This is a genomic window from Nocardia africana NBRC 100379 (assembly GCF_001612635.1).
Lineage (GTDB): Bacteria > Actinomycetota > Actinomycetes > Mycobacteriales > Mycobacteriaceae > Nocardia > Nocardia africana.
In genome coordinates this window covers 51098-70544 of record NZ_BDAV01000011.1, presented here as the reverse complement: position 1 = coordinate 70544, position 19447 = coordinate 51098, and the positions used below count along the sequence as shown (strand labels likewise).

Below are 19447 nucleotides of genomic sequence, written 5' to 3'. Positions count from 1 at the left end.
TCGCCCCCATCACCACGCCCCGCGCTCATCGCGGCCCCGCCAATTCCCGCAGCGGCGAGGCCAGCGGTTCCACCGCGGCGATTCCGCCGGCGGCGTCCAGCATGCCCAGTCGGGCCAGCCACTGCTCGAACTCCGGCGCGGGCGCCAGGCCCAGCAGCCGGCGCACGTACAGCGCGTCGTGGAAGCTCAGGCTCTGGTAGCCGAGCATCACGTCGTCGGCACCCGGCACCGCGATCACGAACGCGACGCCGGCCGCGCCCAGCAGCGTGAGCAGGGTGTCCATATCGTCCTGATCGGCCTCGGCGTGGTTGGTGTAGCAGACGTCGACGCCCATGGGCAGGCCGAGCAGTTTGCCGCAGAAGTGATCCTCCAGCCCGGCGCGGACGATCTGTTTGCCGTCGTACAGATACTCCGGGCCGATGAAACCGACAACCGTATTGACCAGCAACGGCTCCAGCTCGCGCGCGACAGCGTAGGCCCGCGCCTCGAGCGTCTGCTGATCCACGGGCCTGCCACCGGTACCGAGATGCGCGCCCGCCGACAGCGCCGAGCCCTGCCCGGTTTCCAGATACATCACGTTGTCGCCGACAGTGCCGCGCCCCAGCGATCGTCCGGCCTCGTTCGCCTCGCGCAGCAGCGACAGATTCACCCCGAAGCTCGCATTCGCCGCCTCGGTGCCCGCGACCGACTGGAAGACCAGATCCACCGGCGCACCCGCCTCGATCAGCCCCAGCGTGGTGGTCACATGCGCGAGCACACAGGACTGGACCGGAATGTCGAACCGGATCCGCACCTCGTCGAGCAACGCCAGCAACTCGGCGGCGGCGCGCGGCGAGTCGGTGGCCGGGTTCACGCCGATCACCGCATCGCCACAGCCGAGCAGCAATCCGTCGAGCACTGCCGCGGCGATACCGCGCGGATCGTCGGTGGGGTGGTTCGGCTGCAACCGGGTGGCCAGCCGCCCCGGCAGTCCGATGGTGCTCCGGAATCCGGAGCGCACCTCGGCGGCACGCGCGACCGCGATCAGATCCTGATTACGCATCAGCTTGCTCACCGCCGCGACCATCTCCGGCGTCAAACCCGTTGCTACGGAACGTAATACCGCTGCCGGTGGATCGGACTCCGCTCCGGCGGCCACCGTCAGCAGCCAGTCCCGCAGCCCGCCGACGGACAGGTGCGCGATCGGCGCGAAGGCGGCGCGATCATGGGTGTCGAGAATCAGCCGGGTGACCTCGTCGGTCTCGTAGGGCACAACCGGATCGTTCAGGAACTCGCGCAGCGGCACCTCGGCCAGCGCCCATTGCGCCGCGGCGCGCTCGGCGTCCGAACTCGCCGCGCACCCCGCCAGTTCGTCGCCGCTGCGCAGCGGTGTCGCCTTGGCCAGCAGGTCGGCCAGCCCGTCGAAGGCGTAGGTCCGGCCGTGGAGGGTCTGCTGATACCGCATCATCGGGTCTCCTCCGGATCGGTGTCACCGGCTCTCCTCCGGATCCGTGTCACTGGCTCTCCTCCGGATCGGCGACCTGTCCACCCTCACCGCCGGTGGTGGCTGCCAGCGTACCGCCGCACCCGCACCCTTCGATGTCCGTTATGTCCCAACACGTTACGATCGAGTAAGCACTCCGATACTGCGGGGAGGCGCACATGACCGAACGCAAACCGGCCGGCATGGGTTTCGAATCCTGGATCGACAAGCAGATCCGCGAGGCGACCGAGCGCGGCGAGTTCGACAATCTGGCCGGCACCGGCAAACCCTTGCCCGGCATGGGCGAGCCCTACGACGAGAACTGGTGGCTGAACAACTACATGCGCCGCGAAGGTGTGGGCGGCGAGGCGCTGCTGCCGACCTCGCTGGTGCTGCGCCGGGATCTGGAACGGTTGCCCGAGCGGGTCGCGGAGATGGATTCCGAGGCGGAGGTCCGCGCCTACGTCTCCGATCTCAACGGCCGCATCGTGGAATGGATCCGGATGCCGCACGGCCCGCACGTCCGCCTCGCACCGGCCCGACCCGACGAGGTCGTCGCGCGCTGGCGCGCCGACCGGCGCATCCGGCAACGGCGAGCTTCGGCCTCCGGGAGCGGAAAAGACGCTCCCGCAAGCACTTCCACGCGCTATCGGGACTCCCGCCCGCGATGGTGGCGCCGGCTGACCCGCCGCGACCGGCCCGGCGGCGCTACCTAGTCCTCGGACGGCGGGAATCCGCCGGTGGCGACCGGCCCCCACCGCTCCACCTCGATGCGGATCAACGATTTGTTCTGCCGCGCCATCGCCGCGCGATAGTCGTCCCAGTCCGGATGCTCGCCCGCGATACAGCGGTAGTACTCCACCAGTCCGTCCAGCGCTTCCGGCATGTCGAGGACCTCGGCACGCCCGTCGATCTGGACGTACGGACCGTCCCAGTCGTCGGAGAGTACGCAGATCGACACCTGCGGATCGCGGCGCGCGTTGCGGCTCTTGGCCCGTCCGGGATAGGTGGAGATCACGATCCGGCCGGCCTCGTCGACACCGCAGGTCACCGGCGACATCTGCGGGGTGCCGTCGGCGCGCGTGGTGACCAGGACACCGCGGTGACGCTGCCGGGCGAAGTCGAGCAGTTCGGTCCGGTCGACCTCCGTGGCGGTCGCGATCCGTGGCATGGGCGATCCTTTCTCGACGGTCTTCTCGCACCCACCCTGCCATGATCGATTCCCCTACAATGGCCGGAGTGCAGTTTCTTCCAGGACACACGCCGCCGTACGACCTCACCTACGACGATCTGTTCCTCGTACCCAATCGCACCGATGTGTCGTCGCGGTTCGATGTGGACCTGTCCACCAACGACGGAACGGGCACCACCATCCCCATCGTGGTCGCGAACATGACCGCGGTCGCCGGACGCCGCATGGCCGAAACGGTCGCGCGCCGCGGCGGCATCGTGGTGCTGCCGCAGGATCTGCCCATCAGCGCGGCCGCCGACACCATCTCCTTCGTCAAGAGCCGTTCCCTCACCGCCGACACCCCGGTCACGCTCGGGCCGGACCATTCGGTGTCCGACGCGCTGGCGCTGATCCACAAGCGCGCCCACCGCGCCGTGGTGATCGTCGAGAACGACAAGCCGGTCGGTGTCGTCACCGAAGCGGCCTGCGCCGATGTCGACCGGTTCGCACGGCTGCGCACCGTCGCCGACGCCGATTTCGTCACCGCACCCGCCACCGCCTCCCCGCGCGAGATCTTCGACCGGCTCGAGGCCGCCCATGCCGGTCTCGCCGTGCTGGTCCACGACGACGGCACCCTCGCCGGTGTGGTGACCCGCACCGGTGCGATCCGCGACGGTATCTACACCCCCGCCGTGGATCGTCAGGGCACACTGCGCATCGCGGCCGCGGTCGGGGTCAACGGCGATATTCCGGGGAAGGCGAAGGCTCTGGTCGACGCCGGCGCCGACGTCCTGGTCATCGACACCGCTCACGGACATCAGGAGAAGATGCTCGAGGCGCTGCGCGCGGTCGCCGACCTGAAACTGGGCGTGCCGCTGGTGGCGGGCAATGTGGTGTCCGCGGCCGGAACCCGCGACCTGGCCGAGGCCGGTGCCGACATCGTCAAGGTCGGCGTGGGCCCGGGCGCCATGTGCACCACCCGCATGATGACCGGCGTCGGCCGTCCGCAGTTCTCCGCGGTCGCCGAATGTGCCGCGGCGGCAAAGGATCTCGGCGTGCACGTCTGGGCCGACGGCGGGGTCCGCCATCCCCGCGACGTGGCGCTGGCGCTGGCCGCGGGCGCGTCGAACGTGATGATCGGCTCGTGGTTCGCCGGCACCTACGAATCCCCCGGCGATCTGCGCGTCGACCGCGACGGCAACGCCTACAAGGAGAGCTTCGGCATGGCCTCCAAACGCGCGGTGGCCGCCCGTACCGCCGCCGACAGCGGATTCGATCGCGCACGCAAAGCGCTGTTCGAAGAGGGCATCTCCTCCTCGCGCATGCGACTGGACCCGGAACGCCCCGGCGTCGAGGACCTCATCGACCACATCTGCTCGGGCGTGCGCAGCGCCTGCACCTACGCCGGGGCCCGCACGCTCGCCGAACTGCACGAGAAGGCGGTGCTCGGCGTGCAGTCGGCCGCCGGCTTCGCCGAGGGACGCCCGCTGCCCTCGGGTTGGTGACGCCTCCTCGCGGATCGGCGACAGTGCCCACGCGCGGATGCCGCGAGCTGTCCGGGCCTGTGAACCACCCGCGCGAGCGGTCGTTCACCTACCACACGTCGGCGTCCGGCCGCGCGGTTTGCGGCGGCGGCGCGCCGTGCCGCTCGGGTGCCGCTCGCGTCCCGGTAACATAGGCTGTGCCGACCGGTGGAGACCGCTTCACCGACCGGCATTGCGTTTTGTTCGGCTCGTCCACTTGCGAAAGGAACCAGTTGTCACCCGCGTCCGAGGGCGCCACTCAGGAGGGCTCCTCTACCGAGCCGGGTGACCAACCCGGCGCCTCCATCTCCGCAGATCCTCCGTTACCCGGTGGGCGGTGCCGATCGTGTCCGTAGTGCTCACCATCGCCAGCCTGCTGGGATTCATCGCGCTCACCGCGGGCACGGCGATCTTCGTCGCTGCCGAATTCTCGCTCACCGCACTCGAGCGCAGCACCGTCGAAGCGCACGCCCGCGAGGGTGACCGTCGCGCCCGCCAGGTCCGCCACGCGCACCGCACCCTGTCGTTCCAGCTGTCGGGCTCCCAGCTCGGTATCACCATCACCACCCTGGTCACCGGCTATATCGCCGAACCGGTGCTGGCCAGGCTCATCATGCCGATATGCACCGCGCTCGGCGTGGGCCCCGGCACCGCGCAGGGCATCTCCCTGTTCATCGCGCTGGTGCTGGCGACCTCGCTGTCGATGACCTACGGCGAGCTGGTCCCCAAGAACATCGCGATCGCCAAACCGCTGACCACCGCGCGCTGGACGGCCGGTCCCATGATCGTGTTCACCACGACCTTCTCCTGGCTGATCAAGCTGCTCAACGGCGCCGCGAACTGGGCGGTGCGCCGGCTGGGAATCGAACCGGCCGAGGAATTGCGGTCGGCACGCTCGCCGCAGGAGCTCGGTTCGCTGGTGCGCACCTCCGCGATGCGGGGCTCGCTCGATCAGCGCACCGCGCTCGTCGTCGATCGCTCGCTGCTGTTCGGTGAGCGCAGCGCCGAGGATCTGATGACCCCGCGGGTGAAGATCGAAACGCTGGATCAGCATGACACCATCACCGATCTCATCGCCGCCGCCGGGCGCACCGGGCTGTCGCGTTTCCCGGTCATCGACGGCGATCTGGACAACACCCTCGGCATCGTGCACGTCAAACAGGCGTTCCTGTTTCCGGTCGGGCAGCGCGGCACCATCGCGCTGGCCTCGATCGCGCGGCCGGTGCCGATCGTGCCCGCCAGCCTCGACGGCGACACCGTGCTCGAACGGGTGCGCGCCGACGGGATGCAGCTCGCGCTGGTCGTCGACGAATACGGCGGCACCGCGGGCCTGGTGACCATGGAGGACATCATCGAGGAGATCCTCGGCGACGTCCGCGACGAGCACGATGAGGAGGAACTCGACGTGCGCCGCACCGCCGTGGGCTGGAACTGTTCCGGACTGCTGCGCATCGACGAGGTGTCCCGGGCCACCGGCTACGACGCGCCCGACGGCGAATACGACACCCTCGGCGGTCTGGTCCTGACCACCCTGGGCCGGATTCCGGTGGCCGGCGACGAGGTGCTGCTGCCGACCCCGAGCGTCACCAACGGGCACACGCTGCAGCCGCACACCCACGGCGGCTGGCTGGCACGGGTGGAACGCATGGACGGACGACGCATCGACCGGGTGCTGCTGCAGCCGGTGGACGCCGATGCGGTGACGACGTGGGAGCTCAGCCATGGGTGATCTGTTCGGACTGGTGCTGACGGCCGTCCTGCTCGGCGCCAACGCCTTCTTCGTCGGCGCGGAGTTCGCGCTCATCTCCGCCCGCCGCGACCGGCTGGAAACCCTTGCCGCCCAAGGCAAACGAGGTGCCGTCACGGTGATCGGCGCGGCCGAGCATCTGTCGATGATGCTGGCCGCCGCCCAGCTGGGCATCACCATCTGTTCGCTGCTGCTGGGCCGCGTCGGCGAACCGGCGATCGCGCATCTGCTCGAGCGCCCGTTCGATCTCCTCGGCGTGCCGGACCAGCTACTGCACCCGGTGGGATTCGCCCTGGCCCTGGGCCTCGTGGTGATCCTGCACATGCTGATGGGCGAGATGATCCCGAAGAACATCGCCCTGGCGGGGCCGGAGCGGGTGGCGCTGCTGCTGGTGCCGATCATGCTGTGGTGGTTGCGCCTGGCCCGCCCGTTGATCGGCCTGTACAACCTGGCGGCCAATCTCACCCTGCGCGCGCTGCGCATCGAGCCCAAGGACGAGCTCGACGCCACCGTCTCGTCGGTGGAGCTGGCGGAGATGATCGGCGAATCCCGCTCGGAAGGTCTGATCGACGAGGAGGAGCACCGCCGCCTCACCCAGGCGCTGGGCACCACCGACCGCATCGTCGCCGATGTGATGGTGCCGCTGGCCAAGACGCGCTGTGTGCCGCTGCGCGGTGACGGCACCACCCTGGGCGATATCGAATCCGCGGTCGCCGAAACGGGCTTCTCCCGCTACCCGGTGCGCGCCACCGACGGCTCGCTGGTGGGCTATCTGCACGTCAAGGATGTGCTGGACAAGGTGGCCGACGATTCGGCCGGCCCGGCGACACCGATCCCCCGCACCGATATCCGGCCACTGCCGACGCTGAGTATGGGCACCACGCTCTACGAGGCACTGGCCCGGTTGCGCCGCACCAACAGCCATCTGGGCCGGGTCATCGACACCCGCGGCAATACCGTCGGCATCGTCGCGCTCGAGGATCTGGTGGAAGAGTTCGTGGGCACCGTGCGCGACGCCACCCACCGGGTGGCGGAATGACCGTGGACGCGACACCGGCTGCGACGCAACGGCTTCGGGTCCTGCCGCCGGACCGGTGGCGGGCCCGGGCGCAGGCGCATCGGGACCGGGTCGACGACATGGTCGGCCCATACCTGCGGCAGCGCGCCGACGGCCGCAAACATCCGGTGATCGACTTCCTGTTCACCTACTACGGGCACAAACCGGCCCAGCTGCGCCGCTGGCATCCGGGCTTCGGCGTGGCGCTGGCCGACGCCGAGGAGTACGCACAGCGCCGCGGCTATCGCCGGGTCGAGACGGCCGACGGTCCGGCCCACACCGCCGATCCGGCCTTTCTCGACCGCCGCCGCGACACCGTGGAGTTCGTCGCGGCCCTGCTGGCGGCCACCGCGGCACGGCCGGCGCAGCTGTCCTGCTTCGGATTACACGAGTGGGCCATGGTCTACCGCAGCGAGGATGTGCGCCACCGGCAGGTCCCGCTGCGGCTCGGAAGGGCCGGCACCGACGCCGTGGTCGATTCGATGTCGTTGCGCTGCACCCACTTCGACGCCTTCCGCTTCTTCACCCCCGAGGCCGCGCCGCGCAATACCGAACACCTCACCCGCGACGACCAGATCCGCCGGGAACAGCCCGGCTGCCTGCACGCGGGTATGGACCTGTACAAGTGGGCGTTCAAGCTGGTGCCGCTGATCGATTCGGATCTGCTGCTGGACTGTTTCGCCCTGGCCTGCGCCGCCCGCGAAATCGATATGCGCGCCAGCCCCTACGACCTCACCGACTACGGCTACCGGCCGATCCCGATCGAAACCCCCAGCGGCCGTGCCGAATACGTGCGCGCCCAGTCCGAGCTGGCCCGGCGGGCGGAGCCGTTGCGCACCGAACTGCTCGGCCGGTGCCGGGCACTGCTCGGGCTGTCGTGACCGGACGGCGCCGCGCCGCTCAGCTCGCGCGGCGGATACTCAATTCCGCCGTGGCGTCGTAGATCCACGACATGTCCGCCTCCGCGAAATCGGCCAGCCAGGTGGGCGGCGCCGCAGAGATGAGGGTGTCGAAGTTCCAGTAGTCCTTCCACAGCGAGACACGCCCGTCGCGGACCCGGTGCACGGAGACGAACGGCAGCTCGGCGCGCTCGCCCGTCGGCCACACCCAGGTTTCGGAGTGCTCGTACATCACATCCGGGCCGTCGGCGACCAGCAGTCCGTCGTGATTGGTGTATTCGGCCAGTCCGGCCAGTCCGATGCGCAGACGTTTGACGGTATCGGCCGGCCCCTTCGCGGCCAGCGTGGGACCGGTCGGCACGTCGAGGTAGATACAGTCCTCGGTGAGCGATGCGGCCACCGCGTCCCAGTCGCGCCGGGCCAGCGCCGCCCACAGCCGCAGCACGACCGCCCGCGGATCATCGTTGTCGGACATACCTTTTCCTCGCTCTCCGGTTGTGTTCCGGTGCCTTCCGATCCCGCGCCGCGCGCGGTCACACCACCGGGTCGATGGTGGCGTTGATGGTGTGAATGGTGCCGTCGGGAATGACGAAGGTTTCGGTGATGTCGACGGTCATCAGCCGCACCCCGTCGACACCGGAGTCGAGCAGATAGCGCGCGGTCACCACGTCACCGCATTCGGTCATCCGCAGATCGCGAATGTCCTGAATCACCGAATACTGGACGCCGTGATTCAGGTCCTGTGTCAATTGCGGTCCCGAATAGCCCGTCTGCAACCCGGCTTCGACACGGGTGGCGTCCGGCGCGAACGGCACCGCGCTCGCGTCGTGTGAGACCAGCGCATCGATATACGCGCGGGCGACGGCCTGCCGGGGCGTATCGGCCGGATTCGGTGCTGCCGCAGCCATTCCCACTCCGGCGTTCAACGCGGCAGCCACCGCACCCGATATGACTGCAACGTGTTTCATTCCCATCCGCCGAGTTTGTCTCACGTGTTGCTGTGGCGCAACAGATCGGGTCACCCGGACTGCTTTCGCCGAAAACGAGTCCGGTGAGAGGGTGCTCGAGCTACCGTTTCGATGCATCTCCGAGACCGGCGGTACCGGGTATCTCCGCGTTCGGCGATGTGTAACCCGTTTCACTGTGGAAGGTGGGGGTCCCGCAATGGCGCGGAGGTCTGGCAGTCGCACGCCCAAACCACTCATCGCCGCGGCCGCGGCCGTGCTCGCGGCCGCGATTCTGCCGGTCGGCGGCGCGTCGGCGGATCTGCAATCCGATATCGCCACCCAGGTGCAGCAGTTCCTCGACATCGGGAAGGTCGCGGTGCCCCCGGCCGACTGCGGCCCGGGCTCACGGCCGGAAACCGGGATGCAGGGCGACGTTCCGGCCGCCGACCGCGCCTCCGGCCGCAGCACGCAGGGCTACAGCTGCAATATGTCGTTCGTCGGCGGATATGCCGGCCACGGCGCCGGCATCACCTCCACCACCTACGACCACTGTTCCTACACCGGCTCGTTCTTCCCCGGTGATCTGCTCGGTCCCGCCCAGGGCGTGCAGGTGATCGACGCCTCCGATCCGGCGCATCCGGTGCTGAGCACCACCCTCACCGAACCGGCGATGATGGCCGGAACGTGGGAGAGCCTGAAAGTCAACACCGCACGAAAACTGCTGGTGGGCACCGGGGTTCCATTCCTGGAGGGCACGGGCTACCTGTCGGTCTACGACATCTCCGACTGTGCGCATCCGCGGCTGCTCAACCCGGGGCCGGGCACCAATCTGGCCATGCCCCTGCCCATCACCACCCACGAGGGCGGCTTCTCCCCCGACGGCCGCACCTATTGGGCCTCGGGTATCGCGCCCGGTTTCGTCAGCGCGGTCGACCTCACCGATCCGGCGAATCCGCACGTGATCTGGCAGGGGCTCACCGGCATCGAGGCGCACGGCTTCGGCATCAGCCCCGACGGCAACCGCATGTATCTGTCGGCACTGGGCGGTTTCACCGTGCTCGATATCAGCGCGGTACAGCGTCGCGATCCGAATCCGCAGGTCAACCACATCGGCCGGGTGTTCTGGACCGACGGCTGGGCGACCCAGCACAGCGTGCCGGTGAGCTACGACGGCACCCCGTATCTGTTCACCGTCGACGAGGCGGGAGCCGGCGGGGTGAAACTGGTCGACATCTCCGACGAGAACAATCCCAAGGTCGTCGAGAAGATCAAGTTGCGGATCGACCTGCCGGAGAACCAGGACAGCATGCTCGCCTCCTCGATGGGCGGTTCGGTGTTCTCCTATGATCCGCACTACTGCGCGGCCGACCGTCCCGAGAATCCGACGGCGCTGGCCTGCGGATGGGAATCGTCCGGCATCCGGGTGTTCGATGTGCGCGATCCGTTCCGGGTGCACGAGATCGCCTACTTCAATCCGCCCGCCCGCACCGGACAGAATCTGCAACTGTGGAATTCACCCCACGCGCTGGGTTCCCTGATCGGACCGCCTGCGCTGGAAGGCTTTTCGGTGGCGCGCGCCATTCTGGACGGGAAATTCGACCCGGCCCAGGCCTTGTCACCGCGCAGCGGGATGCTGGCCTTCGGTGACGTGTCCTCGGACTGGTGTTTCGCGCCGCCGGAATGGCACGGCAGCCAGCTGTGGACCTCCTGCAACGACAACGGATTCATGGTGTTGCAGCTGGACAACGACGTGTATTCGCCACCGGCCGACCAGCAGTCGATCGTGGGGTCCTAGATGTCACGATGGCTGCGCTGGGGCTCCTACGCGGCGACGGCGTTGATCCTGCTGGTGATCGGCGCCGCGCTGCGGCCGGTCGTACTGCCCGAGAAGCACACCGCCGCACCGGTTCTCGACACGACCGAGATCGGTTTCGCCCAGGATATGACGGCTCACCATCAGCAGGCGATCCAGATGGTGCAACGCCTGGACCCCGGGGTGGACCCCCAGGTATCGCGGCTGGCGCAGCAGATCGACCAGTCACAGCGCGTGGAGATCGGCACGATGCTCGGATGGCTGCGCCTGGCGAACGCCGCACCGATGTCGGAGCATCCGATGGCATGGATGACGGCGGAAACGGTTGCCACCCATCATCATTCGATGAGCGGGCCTTCCACTACGCCGGCCGTGACCGCTCCGGTGGCCATGATGCCGGGTATGGCGAGCACGGCCGAGTTGGACCGGCTCTCGGCCGCCCGGGGGCGCGATGCGGAAGTCCTTTTCCTGCAACTGATGTACCGCCATCACCAGGGCGGCATCGCGATGGCTCGCGCCGCCGACCGGCAGATCGCCTCCGGCGCGGTGAAGGAGCAGGCCCGGGCCATGCTCGTCGCACAGAGCCAGGAGACCGGCTTGATCGCGCTGCTGCTGAACCAGCGCGGGGCGCAACCACTCCCCTAGGTCGATTCCGGCGATGCACGCGGCGGCATGGGCACACCCCCGCCGTGTCCACCGGCTCCGCGAGACGGCCGGTCCGGTGGCGCGAACCATCCGCCCGACGCATGGTTGTCGGTGGGTGCCGCTATGGTCGCTGGGTCGGCACACAATCGAGAGGTTCGGACGCGGATGACTGTCGGTACGGCGATCACCATTCCCACGCATATCCACGGTTATCCGGACCTGGCGTTCGGCGGCTATGTGGCGGGCTTGCTCGCCGATCGCGTCGGCGGTGAGGTGCGTGTGGACTTCCGGCGCGGTGTTCCGGTGCGGACGCCGGTGCAGATCACCGATTCCGAATCGGGCAGCGTGCTCACCGATTCCGAGGGTACGGTCCTCGCCGAGGCGAGTCCGGGTTCTGTGGAATTGGCCGTCACGCCGCCACCCACATGGGACCAGGCGGTCGTCGCGTCCCGCGATTCGTTCGCGGCGGGCCGCCCGATTCCCGACTGCTACGGCTGCGGCACCGCGAACACGCCGGGCCGGGGCCTGCGGCTGTATCCGTGGCGGGTGCGCGACCAGGACCTCGTCGCGGCCGCCTGGGTTCCCGATGCCGAATTGGCCGGGCCCGGTGGACATCTCACCACCGAGAACATCTGGTCCGCCGTCGACTGCCCCGGCGGCTGGGCAGCCATCGAGCTGTCCGGAATGTCCCCCGGGGGCCTCACGGCCGCCCTCACCACCCGACGCATCGGGCCCGTGCGCGCCGGGGAGAAGTATCTCGTGTGGGCCTGGCCGATCGCCGCGTCGGGGCGCAAACACACTGTCGGCGTGGCTATTTCCACACCGAAGGGCGATCTGCGCGTGCTGGCCGAAGCACTGTGGATCGAGCCCCGGCGGTAACCGTCACCCGTACCGGTCAGGGACGTCGGTCGAGATCGGCGGCTCGCGCGCCCGCCAGGTTGCGATAGGCGGCAGCGTAGGAATCCGGGCGGACGTCGCAGGGCGAAATCCAGGTCGAAAAAGCGCTTGCCGCAGGGACAATACTGGCGTTATGCCGACCTTCGCGGATTACGACCGCCGTCACTACCGCACCGTCGACGTCGCCACCGGATACGACGGATGGGCCCCCACCTACGACCGGACCGTCATGGACGACATGGATCTGGCACTGCTGAACCGGCTGCGCCGACCGAACTGGGAGTGCGGGCGCCGCGCGGCCGACCTGGGCTGCGGTACCGGCCGCACCGGCCGCTGGTTGCGTGAGCGGGGAGTCGCGCACATCGATGGGGTGGATCTGAGCGAGGGGATGCTCAGCGTGGCGCGCGACCGCGGGGCACACACCACACTCACCCGTGCCGACGTGCGTGACAGCGGATTGCCCGGCGGCACGTACGATCTGGTGATCTGCTCCCTCATCGATGAACATCTACCCGACCTGGCCCCGCTCTACGCCGAAGCCCGGCGCCTGGCAGCGCCCGGCGGCGCCTTCGTCATGGTCAGCTACCACCCTCAGTTCCTCATGGTGACCGGAATGCCCACGCACTACACCGGCGAGTCGGGGGAACCGCTGGCGATCGACACCCACCTGCACATGTTCAGCGAGCATGTCACCGCCGGGAATGACGCCGGCTGGCGCCTGGAGGAGGCCGCCGAGGCTCTGGTCGAGGAGGCCTGGCTCGCGACCAAGCCGAAATGGAAGGGTCTGCTCGGACATCCGTTCAGCATGGCGCTGGCCTGGACGCTGCCTGTAACGTGACGAACCCGCTGCTCAGCTACCGGCATCCCGATGCCGAACGGCCGTCGACAGCTCGCCGCACTACCGAATTCCCGAGCCTGAGACGCCCCGGGGGGCAGGCGACCGCAGTTGTGGCCCACGATACAATCGGGCCTGCTCAATCGATGCCGACCGCGACCGCGCGACTACCCATGGGTAACATGACAGGCGTACTTTTTCCATCCGGCTTTCTCGAAATGAGGCAGTAGATGACAGAGCGGATTCAGGTCGGCGGGCTCCAGGTGGCCAAGGTTCTTCACGATTTCGTGGAGAACGAGGCGCTCCCCGGCTCCGGCGTAGATTCCGCCGCGTTCTGGACCGGTGCGGAGAGCGTCATCAACGACCTCGCTCCCCGCAACCGCGCCCTGCTGGCCGAACGCGACGAGATCCAGGGCAAACTCGACGCCTGGCACGCCGAGAACCCGGGCAAGGGCTACGACAAGGCCGCCTACAAGAAGTTCCTCGCCGAGATCGGCTACCTGCGCGAGGAGCCCGCCGATTTCGCCATCGGCACCCAGAACGTCGACGACGAGATCGCCACCACCGCCGGCCCGCAGCTGGTCGTGCCGGTGAGCAACGCGCGCTTCGCCATCAACGCCGCCAACGCGCGCTGGGGCTCGCTCTACGACGCGCTCTACGGCACCGACGCCATCTCCGAGGCGGGCGGCGCGGAAAAGGGCACCAGCTACAACAAGGTCCGCGGCGACAAGGTCATCGAGTGGGCGCGCAACTTCCTCGACGACGCCGTGCCGCTGATCACCGGCTCGCACGTCGGCTCCAAGGCCTACAAGATCGTCGACGGTGAACTCGAGGTCACCCTCGAGGACGGCACCGACATCGGCCTGGCCGATTCCTCGGCCCTGGTCGGCTACCTGGGCGATCCGTCCGCGCCGAGCTCGATCCTGCTGCGCCACAACGGTTTGCACATCGACATCCAGATCGACCCGGAATCGCCGATCGGCAAGACCGACGACGCCGGCGTCAAGGACGTCGTGCTCGAGTCCGCGGTCACCACGATCATGGACTTCGAGGACTCGGTGGCCGCGGTCGACGCCGAGGACAAGGTGCTCTGCTACCACAACTGGCTGGGCCTGATGAAGGGCGATCTGGCCGAAGAGGTCAGCAAGGGCGGCAAGACCTTCACCCGCACGATGAACCCGGACCGGGTGTACACCGGTCTCGACGGCAAGGACGTGGTCCTGCACGGCCGCTCGCTGCTGTTCGTCCGCAACGTGGGCCACCTGATGACCTCCGACGCGATCCTCGACGCCGAGGGCAACGAGGTGCCCGAGGGCATCCTCGACGGCCTGATCACCTCGCTGATCGCGGTCCACTCGCTCAACGGCAACGCCAGGGTCAGCAACTCGCGCACCGGTTCGGTCTACATCGTGAAGCCGAAGATGCACGGCCCCGACGAGGTCGCCTTCGCCAACGAGCTGTTCGGCCGCGTCGAGGATGTGCTGGGCCTGCCCCGCAACACCCTCAAGGTCGGCATCATGGACGAGGAGCGCCGGACCACGGTCAACCTCGAGGCCTGCATCGCGGCCGCGAAGGACCGCGTGGTGTTCATCAACACCGGCTTCCTGGACCGCACCGGCGACGAGATCCACACCTCCATGGAGGCCGGCCCGATGATCCGCAAGGCCGAGATGAAGAAGCAGCAGTGGATCCTGGCCTACGAGGACTGGAACGTCGACAAGGGCCTGGCCACCGGCCTGCAGCACAAGGCACAGATCGGTAAGGGCATGTGGGCCATGCCGGACCTGATGCACGACATGCTCGAGCAGAAGATCGGCCACCCGCGCGCCGGCGCCACCACCGCCTGGGTCCCCTCCCCGACCGCCGCCACCCTGCACGCCACCCACTACCACCTGGTGGACGTGTTCAAGCGACAGGCCGAGATCGCCAAGGGCGGCCCGCGCGCCACCGTCGACCAGATCCTGGAGATCCCCCTGGCCGCCGACACCAACTGGTCGGCCGAGGAGATCCGCAACGAGCTGGACAACAACTCGCAGTCCATCCTGGGCTACGTGGTCCGCTGGATCGATCAGGGCGTCGGCTGCTCCAAGGTGCCCGACATCAACGACGTCGCGCTCATGGAAGACCGTGCGACCCTGCGTATTTCGAGCCAGCTGATGGCGAACTGGCTGCGCCACGGCATCGTCACCGAGGAGCAGATCGTCGAGAGCCTGGAGCGGATGGCGCCCGTCGTGGACCGGCAGAACGCCGGTGACGCCGCCTATAAGCCGATGGCGCCCGACTTCGCCGGCAGCGTCGCCTTCCAGGCCGCCAAGGAACTGATCCTCGAAGGCACCCGCCAGCCCAACGGCTACACCGAGCCCATCCTGCACCGCCGCCGCCGTGAGGCGAAGGCGCTCGCCGCGAAGGGCTGATCCGACACTCGTCGCGCCCCTGTCACGGCGAACGGCTGACGTCGCAGCCCCGGTCGTATCGAACGACCGGGGCTGCTTCGCGTCCGGACGCGGGAATGCGCGGCGGTATCGAACCGTTGTCGCCACATATGCGAATTCTGATCGTGTATGCGCATCCCGAACCCGATTCGCTCACCGGAGCTCTCAAAGACGTTGCGGTGCATCACCTTCGCGGCGCGGGCCACGAGGTCGTGGTCAGCGATCTGTATGCGATGGGATGGAAGGCGCAGGCCGATGCCGGCGACTTCGGCGAGACCGGTGCGGGCACCTTCATGCAGGCCTCCGGCGAGGCGTACGCCAACGGCACGCTGGCAGCCGATATCAAGGCCGAACAGGACAAACTGCGGTGGGCCGACGTGGTGCTGATGCACTTTCCGCTGTGGTGGTACTCGATGCCCGCCATCCTCAAGGGCTGGGTGGACCGGGTGTTCACCAACGGCTTCGCCTACGGATCGGGCAGCACGGCGCTGCCCCGCTACGGCGCGGGCGCGCTGAGCGGGCGGCGAGCCATGCTGGTGGTCTCCATCGGCGGACGCGAACCCGCCTACTCCGACCGCGGGATCAACGGTCACATCGACGACCTGCTCTTCCCCATCCACCACGGCATCCTCTACTACCCCGGCATGGATGTACTGCCGCCGTTCCTCGTGCACGGCACCATCCGGGTCGACTCCGAACGCTTCGCCGATATCGCCGCCGACCTGCGGGACCGGCTGGCTGGGATCGAGACGATCGAACCGATTCCCTACCGCACCCAGGCCGGCGGCGACTACGACCGCAGCCTGCGACTCCGGGACGGCTTGGGCCGCGACGCGACCGGATTCGCACTGCACCGCGCCGGCTGAGACGCACACCGGCCGTGGCCCAGCGCACACCCCGTGTGCGCGGGAAAGGGAATAGTTCGCCCGCCTCCGGTGCTGTAATCACCGCACCAGGGGGTTCGTAGACTGCCGGATCGGTTGCGGCGGCGAAAAAAATGACCCGACAACGGCGGTAACGCTGTGTCACCATGGCAACGATGATCAACCGGTCCCGCCGGCGCGGCGGGCCACGCGACGAGTAACGGGAAGGAGGAGGTGGCCGATGTATCCGACGAGTATGCGCGACGAGATGAACAATTCTGCCGGGCAGCGACTTTCGACCGGCATCGAGCAGTCGCAGCACAGTCTGCGGCGCGTCGACCGGGAATCCGGCCCCCTCTTCCAGCAAGCCTGACCGGCTCCCCGCTCTCCTTCTCGTTCCGCCCTTTCACGAAACATGGTGACTCCCATGCTGTCTCGTCACGCCGAAAGACCCCTCGCTCCCGACAACTGGATACACGCCCCGGTACTGGTCCTCAACGCCTCCTACGAGGCACTGACCGATATCGGCGCCGATCGCGCGGTGGTGCTGGTGATCAGCGGTGCCGCCGAGACCGTGGCCGAGCGGCAACCTCGTTTCCCGATTCGCTCCAAGCATCTGGAAATCGCTCTGCCGCAAACGATTCGGCTGCTGCGCTACGTCTACCTCGAGCACAGCGTGCTCGTGCACGACGAGAGCCGGGCCACCCTCGCGGGTGTGTTGCGACGGGACCGTCACCGGTGCGGATACTGCGCCGGCTGGGCGCGCACCGTCGACCACATCCGCCCGCGCAGCCGGGGCGGACCCAACACCTGGAACAACCTGATCGCCGCCTGCGGACCGTGCAACACCCGCAAGGCCGACCGCACCCCGGACGAGGCCGGGATGCGACTGCTCTGGGAACCGAAGGCTCCCACCGACCTGCAGCGGCGGCAGCGGCGGATCTGGAAGGACCTCGTCGCCACCGGCGCGCAACCCACCGCCACCGGCGCACAGTGAACACCCGCACATCCCGAGAAAGGAGGGATCCGATATGACAACTACGACTCCGGCACTCACCCTGGTGGATCTGCTCCCGGTCTCGGATACACAGAGCTGGGAACAGGCCGCATGCAAGGGTGACCCGAACCACGATGCCTGGTTCCCGTACCCGTCGCAGGACTTCGACTACGCGCGCGGAATCTGCGCCGGCTGCCCCATTCGCCGGCAGTGCGCGGAGTTCGCGGCCACCACCGGCCAGTCCGGTGTGTGGGGCGGTCACGAATTCGACCGCGGCAAGCTGATCCGCGACTGAGAACGACACGGGCGAGTGGTCCGCGCCACTCGCCCGATCCGTGACCCGGCGCTCGACCGATCCTGGTCGAGCGCCGGTTTTCGCGTGACCATACACTGGAAAATCGTGGGCACACATCGCAGCGCGGACGGATCACGGGGCGTCAGCAAAGGTTTGGTTATCACCGTGGTAGCGGTCCTGCTGCTGATCGCGGCGGTCGCCGGTTGGTTCTGGCTCAGCAATCGTTCGGCATCGGAGAACCGCAGCGCCGCCGGCCAGTGCATCGAGGGCCCGGTGACCCTGGCCGTCACCGTCGACCCCGATATCGCCGCTCCCGTGCGCGCCGCCGCCGACCGCTACAACGCCGCCCACCCCCAGGTGCGCGACCACTGCGCGAAGGTCTCCGTCACCGAACGGACCACCGCTGCGATGGTGACCGGGCTCACCGCACCGAACTGGGACGCCAAGCTGGGCCCGCAACCCGGTCTCTGGATTCCGAGTTCGTCGCGCGCGGTCGAGCAGATGCGGGTGCCGGGACTGGTCCAGGGCACGCCGGCCTCGATCGCCGTCAGCCCGATCGCGGTGGCCGCTCCCGGCCCCCTGGCGCAAGCGATGGAGAAGGCCAACCTCAGCTGGTCGGATCTGGCGCGGCTGCAGCGCGGCTCGCTCGGCGATATCGGCCTCGGCAGCTGGGGTCCGCTGCGCATGGCGATGCCCCCGGGTGACGATTCGCTGGCCGCCGCGGTGGCGGTCGGGTCGGCCGTCTCCGGTTCCGATCCGCTGACCGATGAGGCCGCCGCGTCCGGTCAGGTCATCGCCGCCATCTCCGGATTGGCCGCCGACGCACCGGAATCCGGCGACACCGCCTCCGCGCTGGCGGCGGTCGCGGACTCCGCACAGGGGCCCAACTCCCCCATCCACGCCGTAGCAGTTACCGAGCAGCAAGCCAAGGCACGGCCGAACGTCGCGCTGTTCCATCCGACCGGTGCCGCGCCGGTCGCCGATCACCCCGCCGCGATGCTCACCGGAAGCTGGGTGGACAAGACCCAGAACCTCGTCGCCGGCATGTTCGCCGACTTCCTGCGCGCCCCCGACCAGCAGAAGCTGTTCACCGACAACGGATTCGGCGCCGCGGCCGCCACCCCCGCCGCGGTGCCGGCGAAGTCGGTCCTGGACCGGGTGCAGTCGGTGCTCGCCCATCCGGTGCTGGGCGTGCAGGCCACGATCCTCATCGACACCTCGGCGGCGATGGCCACCAACGACGGTTCGATGTCGCGGTTGAACAACACGCTCGCCGCGGTCCAGTCGACGCTCGACACCATGCCGCCGGATTTCGGTGCCGGCGCCTGGATCTACGCCAACCAATTGACCGACGGCACTCCCTACCGGATGGTCGCGCCCACCCAGGCGCTCACCCAGCAGCATCGCACCGAATTGGCGACGGCCCTGGGCAATGTCACGCTCGCCGGTTCGAGCACCGACCGCACCTACCCGTCGCTCGAGGCCGCCTACCGCAGCGCGGTGAAGAACTATTCCGCGGGTAAGACGAATTCGGTGCTGCTCATCACCGGCGGCCCGAACGACAATTCCTCGGTGACCGGGGATCAGCTGATCGCCGACATCACCGGCGCCGCCGATGCCGCGCATCCGGTGCGGGTGGACGTGATCGTCATCGGCGGCCAGGGCGCGCAGACCCTGCAGAATCTGGCCCAGAAGACCGGCGGCACCTACACCAAGGTCAGCACCTCCGACGACATGACCTTCGGCACGGCCGTCAACCACGCGCTGACCACGCCGTAGCACCGGTCGCACGCCCGGCAAGCCGGCCGCCACCGAACGCCTCGCCGAGGCCGACGCGCAGGCGGTCGCCGCCGGAGCGTGACCG

At 68.5% G+C, this 19447-nt stretch carries 19 protein-coding genes; 15 read left to right on the top strand and 4 right to left on the bottom strand.

The window, feature by feature from the left end; translation table 11 throughout:
- Nucleotides 1-25: 25 nt before the first annotated feature.
- A complete protein-coding gene (locus NA3_RS19370; RefSeq protein ID WP_062965050.1) occupies nt 26-1447 on the bottom strand; it encodes an ethanolamine ammonia-lyase subunit EutB in 1422 nt (473 codons plus the stop codon).
- 194 nt (nt 1448-1641) lie between these two features.
- Between NA3_RS19370 and NA3_RS19365 the strand changes: the two genes are divergently transcribed.
- The gene (locus tag NA3_RS19365) at nt 1642-2178 is read left to right on the top strand and encodes a DnaJ family domain-containing protein (RefSeq protein WP_062965049.1); all 537 of its coding nucleotides are present in this window, start codon (nt 1642-1644) and stop codon (nt 2176-2178) included.
- Here NA3_RS19365 and NA3_RS19360 read toward each other — a convergent pair.
- Nucleotides 2175-2633, bottom strand: coding sequence for a PPOX class F420-dependent oxidoreductase (locus tag NA3_RS19360; protein ID WP_062965048.1), 459 nt, complete (start codon nt 2631-2633; stop codon nt 2175-2177). The two genes, NA3_RS19365 and NA3_RS19360, sit on opposite strands and share 4 nt — an antisense overlap.
- 68 nt (nt 2634-2701) lie before the next feature.
- On the opposite strand from NA3_RS19360, the gene NA3_RS19355 reads away from it, so the two are divergent.
- From NA3_RS19355 to NA3_RS19340, 4 genes are all read left to right on the top strand, one after another.
- Nucleotides 2702-4138 carry a GuaB1 family IMP dehydrogenase-related protein gene (locus NA3_RS19355; RefSeq protein WP_062965350.1) on the top strand — a complete coding sequence of 479 codons (1437 nt, stop codon included), beginning with the start codon at nt 2702-2704 and terminating at the stop codon, nt 4136-4138.
- Between the two features lie 364 nt (nt 4139-4502).
- Nucleotides 4503-5885 (top strand): hemolysin family protein, encoded by a 1383-nt coding sequence (locus NA3_RS19350; RefSeq protein WP_062965349.1) that lies wholly within the window; start codon nt 4503-4505, stop codon nt 5883-5885.
- On the top strand, nt 5878-6942 hold the full coding sequence (locus tag NA3_RS19345) for a hemolysin family protein (protein ID WP_062965047.1): 1065 nt from the start codon (nt 5878-5880) through the stop codon (nt 6940-6942). The genes NA3_RS19350 and NA3_RS19345 overlap by 8 nt, the downstream gene beginning before the upstream one ends.
- The gene (locus NA3_RS19340) at nt 6939-7841 is read left to right on the top strand and encodes a hypothetical protein (protein ID WP_062965046.1); all 903 of its coding nucleotides are present in this window, start codon (nt 6939-6941) and stop codon (nt 7839-7841) included. Before NA3_RS19345 ends, NA3_RS19340 begins: the two co-directional genes overlap by 4 nt.
- 19 nt (nt 7842-7860) lie before the next feature.
- Here NA3_RS19340 and NA3_RS19335 read toward each other — a convergent pair whose 3' ends face one another.
- Together NA3_RS19335 and NA3_RS19330 are read right to left on the bottom strand one after the other, a co-directional pair.
- Complete coding sequence (locus NA3_RS19335) at nt 7861-8334, bottom strand: nuclear transport factor 2 family protein (protein ID WP_062965045.1); 474 nt, start codon at nt 8332-8334, stop codon at nt 7861-7863.
- 58 nt (nt 8335-8392) lie between these two features.
- Nucleotides 8393-8767 (bottom strand): DUF8021 domain-containing protein, encoded by a 375-nt coding sequence (locus NA3_RS19330; RefSeq protein WP_174561094.1) that lies wholly within the window; start codon nt 8765-8767, stop codon nt 8393-8395.
- A gap of 256 nt (nt 8768-9023) precedes the next feature.
- On the opposite strand from NA3_RS19330, the gene NA3_RS19325 reads away from it, so the two are divergent.
- The 10 genes from NA3_RS19325 to NA3_RS19285 all read left to right on the top strand — a co-directional run bounded on the left by NA3_RS19325 (nt 9024) and on the right by NA3_RS19285 (nt 19362).
- Nucleotides 9024-10601: an LVIVD repeat-containing protein gene (locus tag NA3_RS19325; protein WP_062965043.1), complete on the top strand. Its 1578-nt coding sequence runs from the start codon at nt 9024-9026 to the stop codon at nt 10599-10601.
- Nucleotides 10602-11264, top strand: a complete 663-nt coding sequence (locus tag NA3_RS19320; protein ID WP_062965042.1) for a DUF305 domain-containing protein — start codon at nt 10602-10604, stop codon at nt 11262-11264.
- A 165-nt stretch (nt 11265-11429) separates the two neighbouring features.
- Entirely contained in the window at nt 11430-12143 is a 714-nt protein-coding gene (locus NA3_RS19315; protein ID WP_062965041.1) for a hypothetical protein, read from the top strand.
- Between the two features lie 151 nt (nt 12144-12294).
- The gene (locus tag NA3_RS19310) at nt 12295-12999 is read left to right on the top strand and encodes a class I SAM-dependent DNA methyltransferase (protein WP_062965040.1); all 705 of its coding nucleotides are present in this window, start codon (nt 12295-12297) and stop codon (nt 12997-12999) included.
- Between the two features lie 227 nt (nt 13000-13226).
- Nucleotides 13227-15410 (top strand): malate synthase G, encoded by a 2184-nt coding sequence (locus tag NA3_RS19305; RefSeq protein WP_062965039.1) that lies wholly within the window; start codon nt 13227-13229, stop codon nt 15408-15410.
- 128 nt (nt 15411-15538) lie between these two features.
- Nucleotides 15539-16294, top strand: a complete 756-nt coding sequence (locus tag NA3_RS19300; protein WP_062965348.1) for an NAD(P)H-dependent oxidoreductase — start codon at nt 15539-15541, stop codon at nt 16292-16294.
- Between the two features lie 238 nt (nt 16295-16532).
- Complete coding sequence (locus NA3_RS39060) at nt 16533-16664, top strand: hypothetical protein (RefSeq protein WP_258562174.1); 132 nt, start codon at nt 16533-16535, stop codon at nt 16662-16664.
- Nucleotides 16665-16718: 54 nt separating this feature from the next.
- Entirely contained in the window at nt 16719-17288 is a 570-nt protein-coding gene (locus tag NA3_RS19295) for an HNH endonuclease (protein WP_062965347.1), read from the top strand.
- 34 nt (nt 17289-17322) lie between these two features.
- Entirely contained in the window at nt 17323-17583 is a 261-nt protein-coding gene (locus NA3_RS19290; RefSeq protein ID WP_036500951.1) for a WhiB family transcriptional regulator, read from the top strand.
- Nucleotides 17584-17688: 105 nt separating this feature from the next.
- On the top strand, nt 17689-19362 hold the full coding sequence (locus NA3_RS19285) for a VWA domain-containing protein (protein ID WP_181838460.1): 1674 nt from the start codon (nt 17689-17691) through the stop codon (nt 19360-19362).
- Nucleotides 19363-19447 lie beyond the last annotated feature (85 nt).

Bases quoted from the DNA above. Each gene is read 5' to 3' on its own strand.
- NA3_RS19370 (WP_062965050.1), bottom strand. From the start codon at position 1,447: ATGATGCGGTATCAGCAGACCCTCCACGGCCGGACCTACGCCTTCGAC.
- NA3_RS19335 (WP_062965045.1), bottom strand. From the start codon at position 8,334: ATGTCCGACAACGATGATCCGCGGGCGGTCGTGCTGCGGCTGTGGGCG.
- NA3_RS19365 (WP_062965049.1), top strand. From the start codon at position 1,642: ATGACCGAACGCAAACCGGCCGGCATGGGTTTCGAATCCTGGATCGAC.
- NA3_RS19345 (WP_062965047.1), top strand. From the start codon at position 5,878: ATGGGTGATCTGTTCGGACTGGTGCTGACGGCCGTCCTGCTCGGCGCC.
- NA3_RS19315 (WP_062965041.1), top strand. From the start codon at position 11,430: ATGACTGTCGGTACGGCGATCACCATTCCCACGCATATCCACGGTTAT.
- NA3_RS19330 (WP_174561094.1), bottom strand. From the start codon at position 8,767: ATGGCTGCGGCAGCACCGAATCCGGCCGATACGCCCCGGCAGGCCGTC.
- NA3_RS19320 (WP_062965042.1), top strand. From the start codon at position 10,602: ATGTCACGATGGCTGCGCTGGGGCTCCTACGCGGCGACGGCGTTGATC.
- NA3_RS39060 (WP_258562174.1), top strand. From the start codon at position 16,533: ATGTATCCGACGAGTATGCGCGACGAGATGAACAATTCTGCCGGGCAG.
- NA3_RS19340 (WP_062965046.1), top strand. From the start codon at position 6,939: ATGACCGTGGACGCGACACCGGCTGCGACGCAACGGCTTCGGGTCCTG.
- NA3_RS19290 (WP_036500951.1), top strand. From the start codon at position 17,323: ATGACAACTACGACTCCGGCACTCACCCTGGTGGATCTGCTCCCGGTC.
- NA3_RS19295 (WP_062965347.1), top strand. From the start codon at position 16,719: ATGCTGTCTCGTCACGCCGAAAGACCCCTCGCTCCCGACAACTGGATA.
- NA3_RS19305 (WP_062965039.1), top strand. From the start codon at position 13,227: ATGACAGAGCGGATTCAGGTCGGCGGGCTCCAGGTGGCCAAGGTTCTT.
- NA3_RS19310 (WP_062965040.1), top strand. From the start codon at position 12,295: ATGCCGACCTTCGCGGATTACGACCGCCGTCACTACCGCACCGTCGAC.
- NA3_RS19325 (WP_062965043.1), top strand. From the start codon at position 9,024: ATGGCGCGGAGGTCTGGCAGTCGCACGCCCAAACCACTCATCGCCGCG.
- NA3_RS19360 (WP_062965048.1), bottom strand. From the start codon at position 2,633: ATGCCACGGATCGCGACCGCCACGGAGGTCGACCGGACCGAACTGCTC.
- NA3_RS19300 (WP_062965348.1), top strand. From the start codon at position 15,539: ATGCGAATTCTGATCGTGTATGCGCATCCCGAACCCGATTCGCTCACC.